Source organism: Burkholderia sp. 9120, from assembly GCF_000745015.1.
Lineage (GTDB): Bacteria > Pseudomonadota > Gammaproteobacteria > Burkholderiales > Burkholderiaceae > Paraburkholderia.
Window position 1 is genome coordinate 5,600,013 of record NZ_JQNA01000002.1, and the last position, 16,402, is coordinate 5,616,414.

14 protein-coding genes are annotated in these 16,402 nt (G+C 64.0%); 9 read left to right on the forward strand and 5 right to left on the reverse strand.

Going from position 1 to position 16,402, the window contains the following annotated elements; all coding sequences use genetic code 11:
- Nucleotides 1-540: 540 nt before the first annotated feature.
- Nucleotides 541-3,009, reverse strand: a complete 2,469-nt coding sequence (locus FA94_RS32915; protein ID WP_035563810.1) for a penicillin acylase family protein — start codon at nucleotides 3,007-3,009, stop codon at nucleotides 541-543.
- Nucleotides 3,010-3,390: 381 nt separating this feature from the next.
- On the opposite strand from FA94_RS32915, the gene FA94_RS32920 reads away from it, so the two are divergent.
- The gene (locus FA94_RS32920) at nucleotides 3,391-4,389 is read left to right on the forward strand and encodes a hypothetical protein (RefSeq protein WP_051981016.1); all 999 of its coding nucleotides are present in this window, start codon (nucleotides 3,391-3,393) and stop codon (nucleotides 4,387-4,389) included.
- A 142-nt stretch (nucleotides 4,390-4,531) separates the two neighbouring features.
- Complete coding sequence (locus tag FA94_RS32925; protein WP_035559574.1) at nucleotides 4,532-5,080, forward strand: hypothetical protein; 549 nt, start codon at nucleotides 4,532-4,534, stop codon at nucleotides 5,078-5,080.
- Nucleotides 5,081-5,093: 13 nt separating this feature from the next.
- Here the strand turns inward: FA94_RS32925 and FA94_RS32930 are convergent, their stop codons facing one another.
- Nucleotides 5,094-6,527 (reverse strand): carotenoid oxygenase family protein, encoded by a 1,434-nt coding sequence (locus tag FA94_RS32930; protein WP_051981018.1) that lies wholly within the window; start codon nucleotides 6,525-6,527, stop codon nucleotides 5,094-5,096.
- A 162-nt stretch (nucleotides 6,528-6,689) separates the two neighbouring features.
- Between FA94_RS32930 and FA94_RS32935 the strand changes: the two genes are divergently transcribed.
- Together FA94_RS32935 and FA94_RS32940 are read left to right on the forward strand one after the other, a co-directional pair.
- Nucleotides 6,690-7,421 carry a TetR/AcrR family transcriptional regulator gene (locus tag FA94_RS32935; RefSeq protein ID WP_231585087.1) on the forward strand — a complete coding sequence of 244 codons (732 nt, stop codon included), beginning with the start codon at nucleotides 6,690-6,692 and terminating at the stop codon, nucleotides 7,419-7,421.
- Nucleotides 7,422-7,479: 58 nt separating this feature from the next.
- Nucleotides 7,480-8,895 carry an aminotransferase-like domain-containing protein gene (locus FA94_RS32940; RefSeq protein WP_035559577.1) on the forward strand — a complete coding sequence of 472 codons (1,416 nt, stop codon included), beginning with the start codon at nucleotides 7,480-7,482 and terminating at the stop codon, nucleotides 8,893-8,895.
- A gap of 14 nt (nucleotides 8,896-8,909) precedes the next feature.
- Here the strand turns inward: FA94_RS32940 and FA94_RS32945 are convergent, their stop codons facing one another.
- Complete coding sequence (locus tag FA94_RS32945) at nucleotides 8,910-9,098, reverse strand: DUF2970 domain-containing protein (RefSeq protein WP_035559580.1); 189 nt, start codon at nucleotides 9,096-9,098, stop codon at nucleotides 8,910-8,912.
- Between the two features lie 310 nt (nucleotides 9,099-9,408).
- Here FA94_RS32945 and FA94_RS32950 point away from each other — a divergent pair, with 310 nt between their 5' ends.
- The 4 genes from FA94_RS32950 (at nucleotide 9,409) to FA94_RS32965 (ending at nucleotide 13,992) form a co-directional block, all read left to right on the forward strand.
- Nucleotides 9,409-11,199: a nitrite/sulfite reductase gene (locus FA94_RS32950; protein ID WP_035559583.1), complete on the forward strand. Its 1,791-nt coding sequence runs from the start codon at nucleotides 9,409-9,411 to the stop codon at nucleotides 11,197-11,199.
- Nucleotides 11,196-11,591, forward strand: coding sequence for a DUF934 domain-containing protein (locus FA94_RS32955; RefSeq protein WP_035559586.1), 396 nt, complete (start codon nucleotides 11,196-11,198; stop codon nucleotides 11,589-11,591). The genes FA94_RS32950 and FA94_RS32955 overlap by 4 nt, the downstream gene beginning before the upstream one ends.
- A 22-nt stretch (nucleotides 11,592-11,613) precedes the next feature.
- Nucleotides 11,614-11,994: a winged helix-turn-helix transcriptional regulator gene (locus tag FA94_RS32960; protein ID WP_035559589.1), complete on the forward strand. Its 381-nt coding sequence runs from the start codon at nucleotides 11,614-11,616 to the stop codon at nucleotides 11,992-11,994.
- A gap of 162 nt (nucleotides 11,995-12,156) precedes the next feature.
- Nucleotides 12,157-13,992 (forward strand): ABC transporter ATP-binding protein, encoded by a 1,836-nt coding sequence (locus FA94_RS32965; protein WP_051981019.1) that lies wholly within the window; start codon nucleotides 12,157-12,159, stop codon nucleotides 13,990-13,992.
- A 63-nt stretch (nucleotides 13,993-14,055) separates the two neighbouring features.
- On the opposite strand, the gene FA94_RS32970 is transcribed toward FA94_RS32965, so the two are convergent.
- Nucleotides 14,056-14,649 carry a flavin reductase family protein gene (locus FA94_RS32970; protein ID WP_035559592.1) on the reverse strand — a complete coding sequence of 198 codons (594 nt, stop codon included), beginning with the start codon at nucleotides 14,647-14,649 and terminating at the stop codon, nucleotides 14,056-14,058.
- A gap of 184 nt (nucleotides 14,650-14,833) precedes the next feature.
- On the opposite strand from FA94_RS32970, the gene FA94_RS32975 reads away from it, so the two are divergent.
- The gene (locus FA94_RS32975) at nucleotides 14,834-15,460 is read left to right on the forward strand and encodes a hypothetical protein (RefSeq protein WP_051981022.1); all 627 of its coding nucleotides are present in this window, start codon (nucleotides 14,834-14,836) and stop codon (nucleotides 15,458-15,460) included.
- A 52-nt stretch (nucleotides 15,461-15,512) separates the two neighbouring features.
- Here FA94_RS32975 and FA94_RS32980 read toward each other — a convergent pair whose 3' ends face one another.
- Nucleotides 15,513-16,391, reverse strand: coding sequence for a LysR family transcriptional regulator (locus tag FA94_RS32980; RefSeq protein ID WP_035559599.1), 879 nt, complete (start codon nucleotides 16,389-16,391; stop codon nucleotides 15,513-15,515).
- Nucleotides 16,392-16,402 lie beyond the last annotated feature (11 nt).

The window sequence follows — 16,402 nt, forward strand, 5'->3', positions numbered from 1 at the left end:
CGTTAATTTGATTGGCTATGCGAATGAAAGACAGAAGTCCGCCTGGAGTGATCTCCATAAACGGTCCCGGCTCGCGAAACTCAGTTTTCGCGAATGACAATCATTCCCATTTGGACTCGAAGGTTAGAAGCCGGAACCGAAGGTGTCAACCGTCAAATCCGACGAAATGCGCGATGCATGTTTCCCATGAGCCGTTTCCGCCGATCAATCAATGACTTGCCGTTAAACCGCATTGACAATATTTATTTTTCTACGCGAAACCGTAGCACTACGGACAATATGGGTTTGCTGGAAGGCGTCACGGAATTCGATTAGGATCACGCGCGCATTCAACGAGCATTGCTCAAGGATTCATCGCGCATAGCGTTCGCCATGCCGTTTTCGACATCGCTCAGGTAAGTTATACGGACCGGAGAATGTTGCCGCCCATTACCCGGTCTTTTATACCGTCGTTATTGTTTCTATTCAGAGGCGCGAGCAGACAGACGACCCGCGCATGCGCGGGTCGTCCGGAAACCGGGCTCAAGCTTTAACGAGGGCTCAGGGTGGCACGGGTCCATCGAGCACGGTAACGCGCAGCGCCGGGTCCGCTTCGATCTCGGCGCGCGTGAAGGGCACCTTCAGCCACGCCTTGCTCGCGTAGCGCCGGGTGTAGTCGCTCTCGTGGCCGGACGCGGGGTCGTCGGATTGCGAGGTGGCGAGGAACGTGTAGGCCTGCGGCCCGCTATCGTCGAAGCCGACCACCTGCATGTAGGTGTTGCCGTTGGGATTGCCGTCGAGCGAGAAACCCTCCGGCGAATCGATCTTTTCCTGTGAACAGGCCGCCGTGAAATAGCCTTGCGCGGTGCAGCCGCCGAACAACGGCACGCGCGCGCCGTCACGCGTGGCGTAGAGCGCCGCGCCGCGCGGGCTGTCGGGTGCGAGACCCGCGCGATGCAGATCGTCGGCCGCCGTCAACAGCAGGTCGCGCGCGGTCGTGCCTTCAAAACTCAAACCGCGCGGCGTGTTGAGCGGATCGGCGGCACTGACGGGCACGCGATACGACCAGCCGCTCTTCTCGTGCTGCAGATGCGTCCAGAACACGTCCCACAGGTTCGCGCCACGCGCGTGCGGGTTGCCGGTGTCGTCCCACTCGCGCAGCGCCTTGCACGCCGACGCAAGCGTCTCGCTCGCGTCCGCCGAAGAGGTCGATGGGGTTGATGAGCCACCGCCGGTTTCACCACACGCCGCCGCCAGCACATCGGACTTGAAGCGCTCCGCTGAGAGCGCCCGGCTGTTCAACACCATCTGACGCACGCTCGCGCTGTCCGCGAGACGGCCCGGATAGCCGTCCCGGCCATCGAGACGCGCGCGGATCATCTGCAGCCCGAGTTGCGCGCGCAGCGTCATCTCCTCCTGGGTATCGAAGATCGCACCGTAGCCCGCCAGCGGCTGCGCCGGATTCGCGAGCGCGTAAGTGTTGTTCATGTTGGCGACGTAATCGCCGCGCGCGAGGCTCGGCATGTTCGCGAGCGGCAGTTTGCCGTTCGCGCCGGACCAGTTGCAGGCCGAGCGCGAACCGTCGAGCACCGGCACGCCGCGCGCTTTTTGCGCGAGCGCCGCCGCGACCGGCTGCACCGTGCACTGGGCGGACAACGCGGGCGGCACGTTCGGTATCGCGCCGATATCCGCGTACCAGGCACGCCGGTCGTTGCGTCCCACGGCGAGCGTGTTGACCCACGGCATCGACGCGTCGTCGCGCGTGATCGCGATGAAGTCCTCCAGCGAAGCCGCGCGGTCCCAGCGCAGGAACGTGTCGAAGGTCTGCGCGTTGGTCTCGTTGACGTCGCGGATCGCAAACGCCGAAGCGGAATTCGCGGCGAGCGCGGGCGAGAAGCCGGAGAGATCGATCAGCGGTCCGAAGCGGGTGCGATAGAGCGTACGTGTGATCGGCTGAAGCGTGCCGTCCGCCGCGCGCACCTGGATCGTGATCGGCACGCGCTGCATCGTTTCCGCTTTGCCGTCGACGAGATACGTGTCCGGGCGCCCCGGCGCGAGCGCGAGCCGGAACAGGCCGAAGCGGCGAGCGGTGGACACGGTCAAGCTCCAGGCCACGTTCTGGTTGAAGCCGATCATGATGACGGGCGTGCCGAGAAACGAAGCGCCGCTCACGTCGAGCTTGCCGGGAATCGTCAATTGCGCCTGATAGAAGCGGTCGGGGCCGCGCCAGAACCAATGCGGATTGCCGAACAGCAACCCGTGCGGCGTGCCGGTGGCATCGCCGCCGAACGCCATGGCGTTGCTGCCGATGCCCGCTCCGCCGCCGGCTTGCAAATACGGCAGCGACGTCACTTGCTGCGGCTTGCCATTCAACGACACGGCTGGCTTCGATGCATCCGCAGGAGCCGCGGGCGGTTGCGCGTTCGCGATCGCGTGGACAAAGCGCGCGTAGCCGCCCGCATACATCGCGGCCAGCATGCGCCGATAGATATCGCGCGTGTCGATCGGCTTCACCCAGGCCTGGCCGCGACACGCGGCGTGCGCACCCGCATGGGCGCCCTCGCCCAGTTCACGCAGATAGCGGTCGTAGCCCGCCGCGAAGCCGCGCGCGAGCGCCTGCGCTTCGCCGGATTGCTGCTTCTCGAACGTGGCGAGCGCCGTGTCGTCGACGAGAAAGCGGAAGTAGAAATCGGTGTCGATGTTGGCCGGCCGGCCGATGGTCGAATACGCCTTCGCCTGCGCAGCCGGTCCGAAGTAACGCGAGCGTTCGCCGCGCCAGGTGACGAAGCCGTCGGCGAGTGTGCAGAGGTCGTCGGTGGCCTGCGCATAGCCGTAACCGTAGCCGAGACCAGCCCAGTCGTTTGCTTCGATATGCGGAATATCGTAGGCGGTGCGGCTGATCCGCGCGTGCAATGCGGAGTCATCCGTTGGCAAATCGGTCTGCACATCCGTCGCGCTTCGGTCGAGTTTCCCCGCCACGCAGCCGGACAGCGCCATCGCACAGGCCGCGAGCAGCGCGGCGGCTTTCATGCGCTCGCGGCAGCGTGCCGCGAGCTTTCGTTGCTTCGTCGTGTTCCACAGAACCATCCAGTGCCTCCCTAGGCTGGCACGCCGATGCGTTGCGGCAGGCAACGAGCCGCCGCAATGCACCGAGCTTTATCACGGCGGCTGAGTTTAAAGCACAGGGCATCGACACCGCAAGAATGCGAATCATTTTCATTTGGAGGGAACTTTGATCGTCTGCGCGGTTCGTTTTCATCTGCCGCGCGCCACGTCGCTGATCAGACAGCGGGCACCCTCGTGAAGCGACAACGGCTGGCAATACGGCGACCGAGGAATGTCAGTGGTCGAAGAGTCTCGCGGTGATTCTGCTGCGCTATACGCGCCGCTATTTCAAGGTGCTGCCGTTGCTTGAAGGCGCAGTTCCTGTTCGCGCAGTTCTGGTATTCGCTGTTTTCGCTGACCATGGCCGCGACCGTCGCGATGCCCGTGATCGCGCTGGTCACGCGCCGCGTGTGGAGCGATGTCGCCTATCTGTCCTACTTCGGCTACGCGAGCGCCGTCACGATCAGCATTCTGCTGGTGATGGCATGGGTGCGCCGCACGGGCAGTTTCCGGCCGTTCGACGCGAAGGTGAGCTCGTGGGAAGGCATGGCGTTCCTGTTCGCGCGCTGGCCATGGTCGCTGCTCGGCATCGGCTCGGCGCTCGCCGACTGTCTGCACGGACAGGAATTCGCCTTTCGCGTGACGCCTAAAGGCGTGCCCGTTGTCGAGCGCCCGCCGTTGCGCGTGGTGCTGCCTTATTATCTGGCGATCTCGCTGATCTGCAGCCTGCCGCTCGTCATGATCGACGACGCCTGCAATGCGCGCGGCTTCTACGTGATCTCGAGCGTCAACGCACTGGTCTATCTGGCGGTCGCCCTGCTGATCGTCGTGGCGCATGATCATGAGCAAGGGCAACGCCTGTCCCTGCTCCGCCTGACAGCCGGCGACGGGCCCGCCGTGCGCCGCGTGGCCTTCGCGGCCGCTGTGCTGGTGCTCGGCATGGGCATGACCGAACGCTTGCCGGAAGGCGCGAACGCACTGCTCGGGCATGACGTCTCGGCGCGACCGCAAGCCGTGCCGGAAGTGGTTGTGGCGCAGCCGCAATTGCTCGGCGTCGACGACCCGGAACACGCGTTCCCGGCCAGGAACAATGCGATCGACATTGAACATATCTTCGTCTCGTGGGACGACCCGGGCGCGCCGACGCTGATCCAGAACGCCCACGAGTATGCGAACCGAACCGTCTCGACCGTCAATGGCTGGTGTCGATCGAACCGTGGCCGGCCCGCTCCCGCAACAGTCACACGCTGCTGCGCGATATCCGCACGAGCGGCGCTCCGTGAGCTTTTGACGATCCGCGCTTGACGGGCGGATTTTTTACGACCACAATCTTTCCACTGTTCAGATTTGGTGACCTTTAGCTCCTGGCGAAGTCACCGCCTTACCCCCTCGTTCGACGCCAACCCACGCGCCACCGCGCGATCCTCGCGTCATTCTGGAGATCACCATGACTTTTCTTCTGACGTTTGCCCCGTTCCTCGCCTTTGCGGTAATCGAGCGCCTCGCCGGTGCGCAGGCGGGACTGGCCGCCGGTGCGATCGTTGCCGCCGCACTGCTGATCCGCGATTTCGTGAGCCCGGTGCGCCGTATCAAACTGCTCGAAGTGGGCACGTTCCTGCTGTTTGGCGCACTGACGCTCTACGCGCTGACCAGCGACGTGCAATGGTCCATCGCCGCCGTGCGCTTGCGCGTCGACGGGGGACTCATGCTGATCGTTCTCGCGTCGATCGCGTTGCGCCGGCCATTTACGTTGCAGTACGCACGCGAAACCGTGTCGCGCGAACTGTGGAACAGCCCCGAATTCATCCACGTCAACTATGTGATCAGCGCAGCGTGGGCAGCGGCGTTCGGCGCGCTCGTGCTGGCCGATATCGCCATGGCTTATGCGACGGCGTTGCCGCATTCGGTGGGCATCGTCGCTACGGTTGCCGCCCTCGTTGGCGCGTTCAAGTTCACCGCGTGGTATCCCGCTCAACACGCGGCAAAACGGGCCTGATGTTTAGCGGCACTTAATCGTTTGGCGACTCGCTTGCCGACTCGTTTGTCGAATCCCGCGCCAGCCAGTTTCCATGAAACCCGTTCGGCACGCGGTGCGGAATCTCCACCGTCGCCAGCGGTCCGGCCGCGACGTTCAACGCATCGAGCACCAGCAGATCGCTGCGCGCTTGCGCTCCACGGAACACGACGGCCAGGATCCATCCATCGCCTTCGGCGGCACCGGATGTGGCATCGGGCACACGCGGCACGAAGACCGGCTCCGATGTCGCGTCGCCCGCCGGCAGTTCGAACACGTCGCGCGATTGCGGGTTGGCGTGATCGATATGAGCGATTCGCGTGAAGAGACCGTCCTCTCCGTCCGAATGCGCGGCCAGCCATCCATGACGATACGGCGCGCCGGCAAAGCGCTCGTCGATACGCGGAAATTCGCCGCTGATATCGGCAACGAGCTTGCTGGTGAACACGCGCGCGTGGCTGCGCAAATCCAGCGTCCAGCGACACAGGCGCGCATGACCGACGTCTTCGACCGGGCGGCCGTCAGGCCAGGTGAAATTCGGCGGAGCATCGAATTGCATCACGTCCATGTAGAGACAATCGTCCTGCTCCCACGCGTTCATCACCTGAAAGACGAAGCACGCCGGCCCTTTCCACCACTCGATCTCATCGCTGCCGTCGCGCCGCATGACACCCACGAACGCGCCGAACTGCGGCTCCCACGCGTAGGCCGGACCGCCCGCACGTAACCTCGGCAAGCTCGCCGTCAACGGCGTCACGGGAAACAGCAGATGCCGCGCGGTCATCGCGAAGTCATGCACCATGCTCGCGTAGGGCGCGTCGAAGCGCCGCAGATACGTAACGTGGCCACTCGCGTCGATGCTGCCCGCCGTGATGCCCGCGCCCAATCCATCCGGACCGCCATAGCCGAAGAACAGCAGTTCACCCGTTACAGGATCGAGCTTGGGATGCGCGGTAAACGCGCCATGCAACGCGCCGCCGAAATCGATCTGACCAAGCGTATCCAGCGTGCGCGCATGCAGTTCGACCGGCAAGTGCGCTTCCTCCAGCGCAAGCAGACGCGTGCCATGCCTCAGCACGTTGGTGTTGGCGCTGCCATCGTCGTACGGCAGCGAGTCGTCCGCGGAATCACCGAACGCGTTGCCCCGCGCGACACCGCGCTCGCGCTCGGCGAGCCAGCGTTGCGTGCGGACCCACCGGTTCCGGTAGGTCACGCCCGCCTCCGCGAACTCGAAGCGGTGCACCATGCCATGCCCCGCGAACCAGTGCTGCGCCGGATCGGGATAAAGCGGATTGGGACCGTTGCGCACCAGCACCCCCGCGAGCCCGGACGGTAACGCGCCATGCACGCGCAAGGGCCCACAGTCCGCTTCGAAGTCGATTGGCGGCAAGTTGGCCTGAAATGCCTCTGCGTTCGTCTGCTCGCTCATACGGTCACCCCATATTATTCCAGTGGAAAGATTTTGACTTTCACGGCCCTTTTGGTCAACATGTCTTTTCAAGACCAGAAAACCAGAGAGTTCACCGCCGCTATGAAAGATGGGTCGTCAACAGGCCGCAAAGCCGCCGCATCGTCGAAAACAAAGAAAACCATGGCTACGGCAACGCAGGACAAGCCCTATCACCACGGGTCGCTCCCGCAAGCGCTGCTGGCCGCTGCCGAGGCCGTGTTACGGCGGGACGGCATACGCGGTCTCACGCTGCGTGCGATCGCTCGCGAGGCGGGGGTGTCGCACACGGCGCCGCAGCACCATTTCGGCGACACCGCCGGCGTGTTGAGCGAATTGGCCGCGAGCGGTCATCGGCGTCTGGCCGCGAGCATGGCGGCCAAGGCGGAAGGCGAAGCGCCGGGGCGCCCGCGGAACAAAGCCGTCGCGCGCGGCTACGTGAGCTTCGCGGTGGAGAATCCCGATCTGCTTCACCTGATGTCGCGCAACGAAATGCTCGATTACACGCGAGCGTCGCTGATCGAAGCAAGACAGCTTTCCGCGCGTGCACTCACCGGCGTGCTCGATAACCCGCCGAAGGAAGCGCCGAGCGCAACCGCCGCGTTCGGGCGTCCGGATGCCGCGCAAGCTATCGCAATGACAGCCGCGTGGGCGTACGTGCACGGTCTCGCTTTGCTGTTGATCGACGGCCGTCTGAAGGCGTTGGCCGCATCGGTCGATGGCATCCGGAACGCGGAAGCACTGGTCGATGCGGTCATCGACCAGTTTCAGATCGTTCAGGTTGCCGGCGCGCAGAAAGATGCGCCCGCAACCAGCAGCCGGAGCCAGAGCCGCGGCGGCAGCGGCAAAAAATCCAAAGCGGAAACGCCGCAGTGAGCGGCAAACGCCAGCGCAGCATCGGCCATGCACATGCATGGCCCACACCGTCCGCCCAATGAAACGCTTTGAATTGCTGGCCAACACCATGGCCGACGAAATCCGCTCGGGCAGCCGGCCGGTCGGCACGCGCATGCCATCCGTGCGGCAACTCACCACGCAGCACGGCGTCAGCCAGTCGACCGTATTTCGCGCGTATTACCAGTTGGAAGAGTGGGGGCTGATTCGCGCCCGTGAGCGCTCGGGTTACTACGTCGCGCCAGGCGCAGCGCTCAAGCAGGAAGCCGCGCCACGACCGCCGCTCGCGGTCGAGTCGGCCAAGGTCGAAATCAGCGACCTCGTTTTTTCCGTGCTCGAAGCCGCGAAGCATACCGACGTGGTGCCGCTCGGTTCGGCCTTCCCGTCTCCGCAACTGTTTCCACTACAACGGCTCGCCAAGTCGCTTGGACATTCGAGCCGCCTGATCAGTCCGTGGAGTACGGTGGTCGATCTGCCGCCCGGCAATGAAGCGTTGCGCCGTCAGATTTCGCTGCGCTATCTGGGCATGGGCATTGCCCAACCCATGGACGAACTGGTCGTCACCAACGGCGCGCTGGAAGCGCTCAACCTGTGCCTGATGGCTGTCACCCGTCCCGGCGACGTCGTCGCGATCGAATCGCCGGGGTTCTACGCGGCCCTGCAAGCCATTGAACGGCTTGATCTGCGCGCGGTGGAGATTCCCGTCGACCCGGAGTCCGGCATCGATTTGCAGGCGTTGCAGGAGGCTTTCGAGCGGCATCCGATCAAGGCGTGCTGGTTCATGACCAGCTTTCAGAATCCGACCGGCGCAGCCATGCCGCAGGACCGGAAACAGGCACTCGTCGACCTGCTGGCCCAGCACGACGTGCCGCTGATCGAGGACGACGTGTACGGCGAGCTGCATCACGCGGCAACCCACCCGCTACCCGCGAAGGCCTTCGACACGAAGGGTCTGGTGATGCACTGCAGTTCTTTTTCGAAGACGCTAGCGCCGGGCTATCGCATTGGCTGGGTAGCCGCCGGGCGGTTCGCGCAGAAGGTGCAGCGGCTGAAGTTGATGACCACGCTATCGGCCAGCATTCCCGCTCAGGCGGCGATTGCGGATTACCTTCAGCATGGCGGCTACGACAAGCATCTGCGGAAACTGCGCGGTGCGTTCCGCACTCAGTTGGCCGCGATGGATGCCGCGCTGCACCGCTACCTGCCCGACGGGTCGCATTGGACCCTGCCGTCCGGCGGCTATTTCTTGTGGCTTCAGTTGCCGCCGCAGGTCGATGCGATGCAACTGCACCGTCTCGCGATAGCGAGCGGTATCGGCATTGCGCCGGGGCCCATATTCTCCGCGCGACACGAATTCAGGCACCACGTGCGACTGAATTTCGGGCATCCGTGGAGCGACGGTATGGAAAGCGCGGTCAAAACGCTGGGTTCGCTGATTGGGCCGGCGAGCTCATAAACCGCGCCGCGCCTTCAATGCGCGACGTTGATCGCCAGCTTCACCAAACCGAACAACGTCGCGCCGAACCCGGCAGCGAGCGCAACGGCGACCACCGGCAACAGCGGCAGCTTGACGTCCGCAATGTCGGCCTGATGCGAAGCGCTACGGCGAATGCCGAAGAAACTCCACAGCACGATTCGCGTCATCTTCAACAGATTCATGGCATCACCTTCTCAACGCAGGATTGTTCGCAGTATCTTTTATCTCAGGCCTAAGTCTGAGCCGCTCCAGCCTTGAAAAACAGCAGCAGTTGACGACAATTCCAGCGCAGCAGTCCACTCTCCCGCGCCCCGGCAATCCTTCATGCGTGGCGGCATTTGCAATCTGCTAGCGTGTTTTACGCGGCATCTGCTCCTGTTCAGCGAGCACCGTTGGTTCTATCGTTCGTTCGATCCTTGCTCCATCCAACGAAAACGACGCTCAGCAAGCCTGCGCCTTGTGCGGCGGCAGCGGCGGCAGACGCCCCGGACCATGTACCACTACACCCCGTTTGACCAATCCTTCGTGCGCAGTCGCGCCGCGCAGTTTCGTAATCAACTCGAACGCTGGCAGGCCGGCAAGCTGAGCGAAGACGATTTTCGTCCGCTGCGGCTGCAGAACGGCTGGTATGTGCAGCGGCATGCGCCGATGCTGCGCGTCGCCGTGCCGTATGGAGAACTGTCGAGTGCGCAGTTGCGTATGCTCGCCCGGATCGCGCGCGACTACGACGCGCCCGAGGCCGAGGTCTATCGCCTGGCCAGCGAAGCACAGCGCAAGCTCGGCACCGCTCGTTTGCCGACGCACTACGCGCACTTCACGACCCGCACCAACGTCCAGTTCAACTGGATTCCGCTCGCCAAAGCCGCCGACGTGATGGACCTGCTGGCGAGCGTCGACATGCACGGCATCCAGACCAGCGGTAATTGCATCCGCAACATTTCCTGCGACGAACGCGCGGGCGTTGCGCCTGACGAGATGGCCGATCCGCGCCCATTCGCCGAAATCATGCGGCAATGGACCACGCTTCATCCCGAGTTCGCGTTCCTGCCGCGCAAGTTCAAGATCGCGATTACCGGCGCGAGCGACGACCGCGCCGCGACCGATTGGCATGACGTCGGCCTGCGTCTGCTGCGCAACGACGCAGGTGAATTGGGATTTCGCGTCACGGTGGGCGGCGGCATGGGCCGCACGCCGATGATCGGCACGGTTCTGCGGGCGTTTCTGCCATGGCGGCAGATCATGAATTACATCGAGGCGGTGGTGCGCGTCTACAACCAGTACGGACGTCGCGACAACAAGTACAAGGCGCGTATCAAGATCCTGGTGAAGGCGGAAGGTCAGCGCTACATCGACGATGTCGACGAAGAATTCCGCCAGATCGTCGAGCACGACGGCGGTCCGCACACCATTCCGCAGGCCGAACTGGATCGCGTCAGCGCGTGTTTCGTGCCGCCGCATGGGCATGGCACGGAAGCACCCGTCGACCTCGAAGCGACCGCGACGCTGCAGGCCGCGGCCATCGCGACGCCGCAGTTCGGACGCTGGCTCGAGCGCAATGTCGCGGCGCATAAGAACCCGTCGCTGCGCATCGTGACGCTGTCGTTCAAACGTCTGCTGCAGGCGCCCGGCGATGCATCGGCGGATCAGCTCGACCGGCTCGCCGATCTGGTGGACCGTTTCTCCGCAGGCGAAGCGCGCGTTACTCATACGCAGAACGTCGTCCTGCCGTGGGTCCACGTCAACGACGTGCTGCCGCTCTGGCAAGCCGCCCACGACGTGGGACTCGCCAGCGCCAACGTGAATCTGCTCACGGACATGATCGCCTGCCCGGGCGGCGATTTCTGCGCGCTCGCCAATGCCCGCTCCATTCCGGTCGCGCAAGCCATTACCGAGCGCTATCAGGATCTCGACGAACTCAACGACATCGGCGAAATCGATCTGCACATTAGCGGTTGCATCAATTCATGCGGCCACCACCATAGCGGACATATCGGCATTCTCGGCGTCGATAAAGACGGCAAGGAGTGGTATCAGGTGACCTTAGGCGGCTCGGACGGCATGCTCGCCAGCGGGCGGGCGCAACCGGGCAAGGTGATCGGCCCATCGTTCTCCGCGCTCGAAGTGCCCGAGGTGATCGACGCGCTGCTTTCCGCGTACCTCGACCTGCGAGCGACGCGCGACGACAAGCACGAGTCGTTCATCGACACGGTGCGCCGCGCGGGGATCGAACCGTTCAGAAAGGCAGCGGATCGCGTCCGCTCGCACGCGGAGAACGCAGCATGAACGACACGACGCGGATCAAGTTGCTGACGGTGCCGGAACACACGTCGGAGCCGGCACAGCACGTCGTTGCGTTAGCGAACGACGAAGACCCTCACGACCGGAAAAGCGAAATCGCCGCAGCGGCACGCGTCGAATTGCATTTCCCCAATTTCACCGACGGACGCGCTTACAGCCAGGCGTATCTGCTGCGCCGCCGGCTCGGCTTCAAAGGCGATCTGCGCGCCACCGGCGACGTGCTCGTCGACCAGTTGATCCAGATGGAACGCACCGGCTTTTCCAGCGCGGTTCTGAAAGAAGGCATCGACCCCAACGAGGCGCGGCATCAGCTCGACCGCTTCCCGGCGTTCTATCAGGGCGACGTGATTCAGGACGCGCCCTTCCGGCGAACCTGAGCCGCCTGCGCGAAAACGGACCATGTTGCGACATCCTGAAGCCTCACCCGACGCGCTTTTATCGATGTGCCCTTCCCGCTCGATCCTTTCCCGGATCGGTCAGAAGTGGACGATGCTGGCGATCGTCGCGTTGCGCGAGGAGCCTTTGCGCTTCGGCGAAATCCGTCGCCGCATTCATGGCGTTTCCGACAAGATGCTGACCCAGACACTCCGGCAGATGGAACGGGACGGGCTCGTGCAACGCTACGCGTACGATCACCAGCAGCAGCGCGTGGAATACGGCTTGAGTCCGCTCGCGCAGAGCGTGCTGCCGATCGTGACCGAATTGAAGCAGTGGGCGGAGCGTTCAAGCGAACTTATCGAATCGAGCAATCTGGTGTTCGACCGTAAAAACGTGCCCTGAAACGCGGCATTCAAGCGTGCCGATACTTTCCAATCACTGACAACGCGAACCACTCGCCACCAAGGCACGCCGCTTGCGATGCATGCAAGCCGGACCTCTCGACTGACGCCTGCCACGCAGGCTTTCGTGACGCCCGACTCCCACAAACCCGGAGAACGCGACATGGACCTAGTCGATGATGGCGACACCAGCCGCGCCGGCCGCGTGCGCAGACGGCGACGTTCGCGCGTTTTATCCCGCTATGCGGGTCGCCCCATTCGTCTGATCTGGCGTTACGTGGCACGCCACAAATTCGCGCACGGCGTTGTTCTATTCAGCGTGGTCGCGGCGGTGGGCTGCGCATTGGCTTCGCAATACGGTATCCGCAATCTGATCGACGCATTGCCGGGCGGCCGCGCTCATCCTCAAAACGTGGTGCGCGCGTTCGCCGTGCTGGTCGTGCTGATCCTTGCCGACAACCTGTTCTGGCGCGTCGCCGGCTGGATTTCCGCGCGTACGTTTGTCGCAGTGACCGGCGATATCCGCCGGGAAATGTTCGATTATCTGGCCGGCCACGCGCCGTCATTCTTCTCCGACAAACAACCCGGCGTTCTGTCGAGCCGCATTTCGGCCACGGCCAACGCGGTTTACGTGCTCGAAAACACGGTCGCATGGACCGCGTTGCCGCCGAGCCTGACGGTCATCGGCGCCATTGCGATGGTCGCGGCCGTCAGCGTTCCGATGAGCCTCACGCTGGTCGGCATTTCGGCGGTGCTCGCGTTCTGTCTGTTTCTGCTGGCACGCAAGGGCACCGCCCGGCACGAGGCATTCGCGAAGCAGGCGGCGTCGGTCGATGGCGAACTCGTCGACGTGATCGGCAATATGGGGCTGGTTCGCGCGTTCTGCGCGGTGTTCCCGGAACGCCGGCGCTTCGACGGCCAGCTCGCCGCCGAGAACGATGCGCGCAAGCGCAGCCTGCTGTATCTGGAGAAGCTGCGGCTGTTGCACGCGGTCGCGACTTCGATCCTCTCCGCCTGCGTGCTCGGGTGGACGGTGTGGCTGTGGAGCATCGACCAGGCCACCACCGGCGACGTCGTGCTGATCGGCTCGCTGGGTTTCTCGATCCTGCACGGCTCGCGCGACATCGCGGTCGCGTTCGTCGATCTGACCCAGCACGTCGCCCGCCTTGGCGAAGCGTCGGAAACGCTGCTGATCCCGCATTCCATGCCCGAGCCCACCAAGGCCGCGCCGCTCGAAGTCCGCCGCGCCATGGTGGATTTCGAAAACGTGACGTTCGCTTATCCAGGCCGGCGGCCCGTGCTCAATTCGCTGAATCTGCACATCGAAGCGGGCGAGCGCGTCGGCCTGGTCGGTCCCTCCGGCGCGGGAAAATCCACCGTGCTCGCCCTGTTGCAACACTTCTACGAGCCGGGCTCGGGCACGGTGAGAATTTCAGGGCAGGACATTGCGCACGTCACGGTGCAAAGTTTGCAGGCTGCGCTGTCGATCGTTCCGCAGGACGTCACCTTGCTGCATCGCTCGTTGCTGGAGAACATCCGCTACGGCTGTCCCGACGCGAGCGAGGCCGACGTGCGCCGCGCGTGTCAGGACGCACATTGCCTGGAGTTCATCGCGGCGCTGCCGGAAGGACTGGAGACGATTGCCGGCGATCGCGGCGCCAAACTGTCCGGCGGACAGCGCCAGCGTATTGCGATTGCGCGGGCCATCCTGAAGGACTCGCCGATTCTGCTGCTCGACGAAGCGACCTCGGCACTCGACACAGCTTCTGAAATCGCGATTCAGGCCGCGCTCGAACGGCTGATGAAAAACCGCACGGTGATCGCGATCGCTCACCGGCTGTCGACGCTGCAGAGCTTCGATCGAATCGTGGTGCTCAATCGCGGCCGCGTCGTTCAGCAAGGTTCGCCGGCTCAACTGGCGACCGTGCCGGGCATCTATCGCGACACGCTCATGCGGCAGATCAAACGCACGCCGGCACCGCGGCCCGATCTGATGTAGGCAATGCCTTCATGATCGGCGTTGCGAGCGCTCACCCTGTAGCGAGCGCCCGACCCGCGCTCATTACGCGTTGTTCGCCGGATCGACGACCGCCGACATCGCCTCGCCGATCGCGTAGAACTGACCGCCGGCGATGTAATGCAAACTGCGCAACGCGGGATCCGCGCGCTCGAAATTCCAGTGACCGTTTTCGAAAACACGCGTATCGGCCCATGCACCGACCACTTCGCCGATGAACAGGTCGTAGGTTTGCTGGTTGTGCGGCTCCGGGATCACCTTGCAGGCGAGCCACGCGGAACAGCCGGCGACGAACGGCAGATCGTAACCGTCGATACCGAACAAACTCACCGCCGACCGCTGCAGCTTGTCAGGGTCGCTCGCGAGGCTCACGGTGCCGACGTCGTGCGTGAGTTGAAGCTGCGCCACGGTCGGCACCTGAATGACGAACGTGCCGGTCTGCTCGATCAGCGCGCGCGTGCGGGTCGCTTTGTCGAGCACGACCGTCAGCTTGGGCGGCGAGAAATCGAGCGCGCACGACCACGCTGCGGCCATCACGTCGTCCACGCCGTCGTAACGGCCGGACACCAGCACCGTGGGGCCGTGATTGAGGAGCCGGTAAGCCTTCTTCATGTCGACCGGTGCGATATGACTGTCCATGCGGATTCCTTCAGAGGCGACGTTGTTCACGTCTCATGTTGCAAACCAGACGAAGCTTATCTCAGACGCCCGCGCGGGGTGACGGGAACACCCACGGCGCGATTATTGGCGTTACGCGGTCCGGTCACGAGCAGTCGATTATCATTAAGTCGATCACATCACGTGAAAAATCCGGTGGTTGGATATGACGAATACAGGCAAAGCATTGATCATTGGGCTGGTGCTAATCGACCTCGGTGTAGTCGGTTATCTGCTGGTTCCTAGAGGTGAACGAACGACCGCGGCTAGCGGCGCGACAGGCGGCACGGTGGCAACCAGTGCCGTCAGCGCCGCGGCGGTCGGGCCCCGTGCCAGCGACACGCACGTCGTGGCGGGCAGCGTGCTGCCTACCGTGCCGTCGTCCGCTCAAAGCAGCGGCGAGATCGCGGCAGTGGCGCCGCTGCCGCCGCCGCGCAAGCCGAGCACTCATGCAGTCAAACCGGTCACGATTAACGCATCGGGCGAGACGAAAACGGCTGCGCCGCAGACAGCGGAAGGCGCGCATGGCGATATCAACCGGCAAGGCTCGAACCCGGTTGCAGCGGCGATGACCGACGCACTCGTCAAGGAATCGGCCAAACCCGATCCGTCGCTGCCGATGCCATCGGCGCCGATGCAATCAACGCCGCCGTCGGAGCCGCCCGCCGCGCGCGACGGGCCAACTCCGCGCGGGTCGAACCCCGTTGCCGCCGCCATGACGCAGGAACTGGTGAAGCAATCGGCCCGCGTCGATTCGGCGTCGCAACCGCCGGCGCGATCCGGCACGCAGTGAAGGCGCGGGAACGTCGATAGCGTCGGCGCGAACAACCGTATCCGCGCATTCCTCACTCAGCCTTTTTCATCCCCTCCCGCACGAACTCAACGAAACGCTTCACGACCGCGTCGTCGCGCGCGGCTTGCCATGCGAGTCCGACGCGCCACCTGGCGGCCGCATCGCGCAACGGCAACACCCTTGCGTCGCGCAACAGATACTGCGCTCGCGACGGCAGAAACGCCGCGCCGACGCCCGCCGCCACGCCCGCGAGCACCGATTGAATGTCGTCGGCTTGCTGTATGACGTTGGGCACGAAATTGTGTTCGCCACACCAGTGGTCGATTTGCGCGGCCAGGCCGGGACCGCGTCCACGCGCCAGCGCAATAAATCCCGGCTCGTTCAGTTCCTTCAGATTCGACGGAATGCGTTTCCAGCGCGCGTGCTGCGGGATTGCCAGCGCCAGCGCCTCATCGAGTACCGGAAAAGCGGACAGCCCCGCTTCGGCCGGCAGGCGCAGAAAACCCACGTCGAGTTTTCCGGCAAGAAGCCGCCGGCTTTGCTCCGCAGAAGAGAGGTCGTTCAGCGTGACGCTAACGTTCGGATAGCACCGCCGGAAACCGGCGATCAGTTGCGGCGCTTCGGTGAGCGTCGACAGTCCAAGGCCGACGCGCAAATAGCCGCGCGTGCCGCTACTCGCCTCGCGAGCCCGCGCGAGTATCTCGTCGGCGTCGCGGACCAGACCCGCCGCGTCGGCAAGAAACGTCTCGCCGAACACAGTGAGTTCCGCACCATGCCTGCCGCGCTCGAACAGACGCGCGCCAAGGCTCGTTTCCAGCGTGGCGATCTGCTTGCTCAGCGCGGGTTGGCTGACACACAGCACGTCTGCTGCATGGCCGAAATGGCGCAATTCCGCGACCGTCAGAAACGCGCGTAGGAGTTTGAGTTCCATTCCACGAAGTA

Coding starts and splice junctions, on each gene's coding strand:
- FA94_RS32970 (WP_035559592.1), bottom strand. CDS start 14,649: ATGGACAGTCATATCGCACCGGTCGACATGAAGAAGGCTTACCGGCTC.
- FA94_RS32930 (WP_051981018.1), bottom strand. CDS start 6,527: ATGAGCGAGCAGACGAACGCAGAGGCATTTCAGGCCAACTTGCCGCCA.
- FA94_RS32965 (WP_051981019.1), top strand. CDS start 12,157: ATGGACCTAGTCGATGATGGCGACACCAGCCGCGCCGGCCGCGTGCGC.
- FA94_RS32960 (WP_035559589.1), top strand. CDS start 11,614: ATGTTGCGACATCCTGAAGCCTCACCCGACGCGCTTTTATCGATGTGC.
- FA94_RS32935 (WP_231585087.1), top strand. CDS start 6,690: ATGGCTACGGCAACGCAGGACAAGCCCTATCACCACGGGTCGCTCCCG.
- FA94_RS32925 (WP_035559574.1), top strand. CDS start 4,532: ATGACTTTTCTTCTGACGTTTGCCCCGTTCCTCGCCTTTGCGGTAATC.
- FA94_RS32950 (WP_035559583.1), top strand. CDS start 9,409: ATGTACCACTACACCCCGTTTGACCAATCCTTCGTGCGCAGTCGCGCC.
- FA94_RS32915 (WP_035563810.1), bottom strand. CDS start 3,009: ATGAAAGCCGCCGCGCTGCTCGCGGCCTGTGCGATGGCGCTGTCCGGC.
- FA94_RS32945 (WP_035559580.1), bottom strand. CDS start 9,098: ATGAATCTGTTGAAGATGACGCGAATCGTGCTGTGGAGTTTCTTCGGC.
- FA94_RS32955 (WP_035559586.1), top strand. CDS start 11,196: ATGAACGACACGACGCGGATCAAGTTGCTGACGGTGCCGGAACACACG.
- FA94_RS32975 (WP_051981022.1), top strand. CDS start 14,834: ATGACGAATACAGGCAAAGCATTGATCATTGGGCTGGTGCTAATCGAC.
- FA94_RS32940 (WP_035559577.1), top strand. CDS start 7,480: ATGAAACGCTTTGAATTGCTGGCCAACACCATGGCCGACGAAATCCGC.
- FA94_RS32980 (WP_035559599.1), bottom strand. CDS start 16,391: ATGGAACTCAAACTCCTACGCGCGTTTCTGACGGTCGCGGAATTGCGC.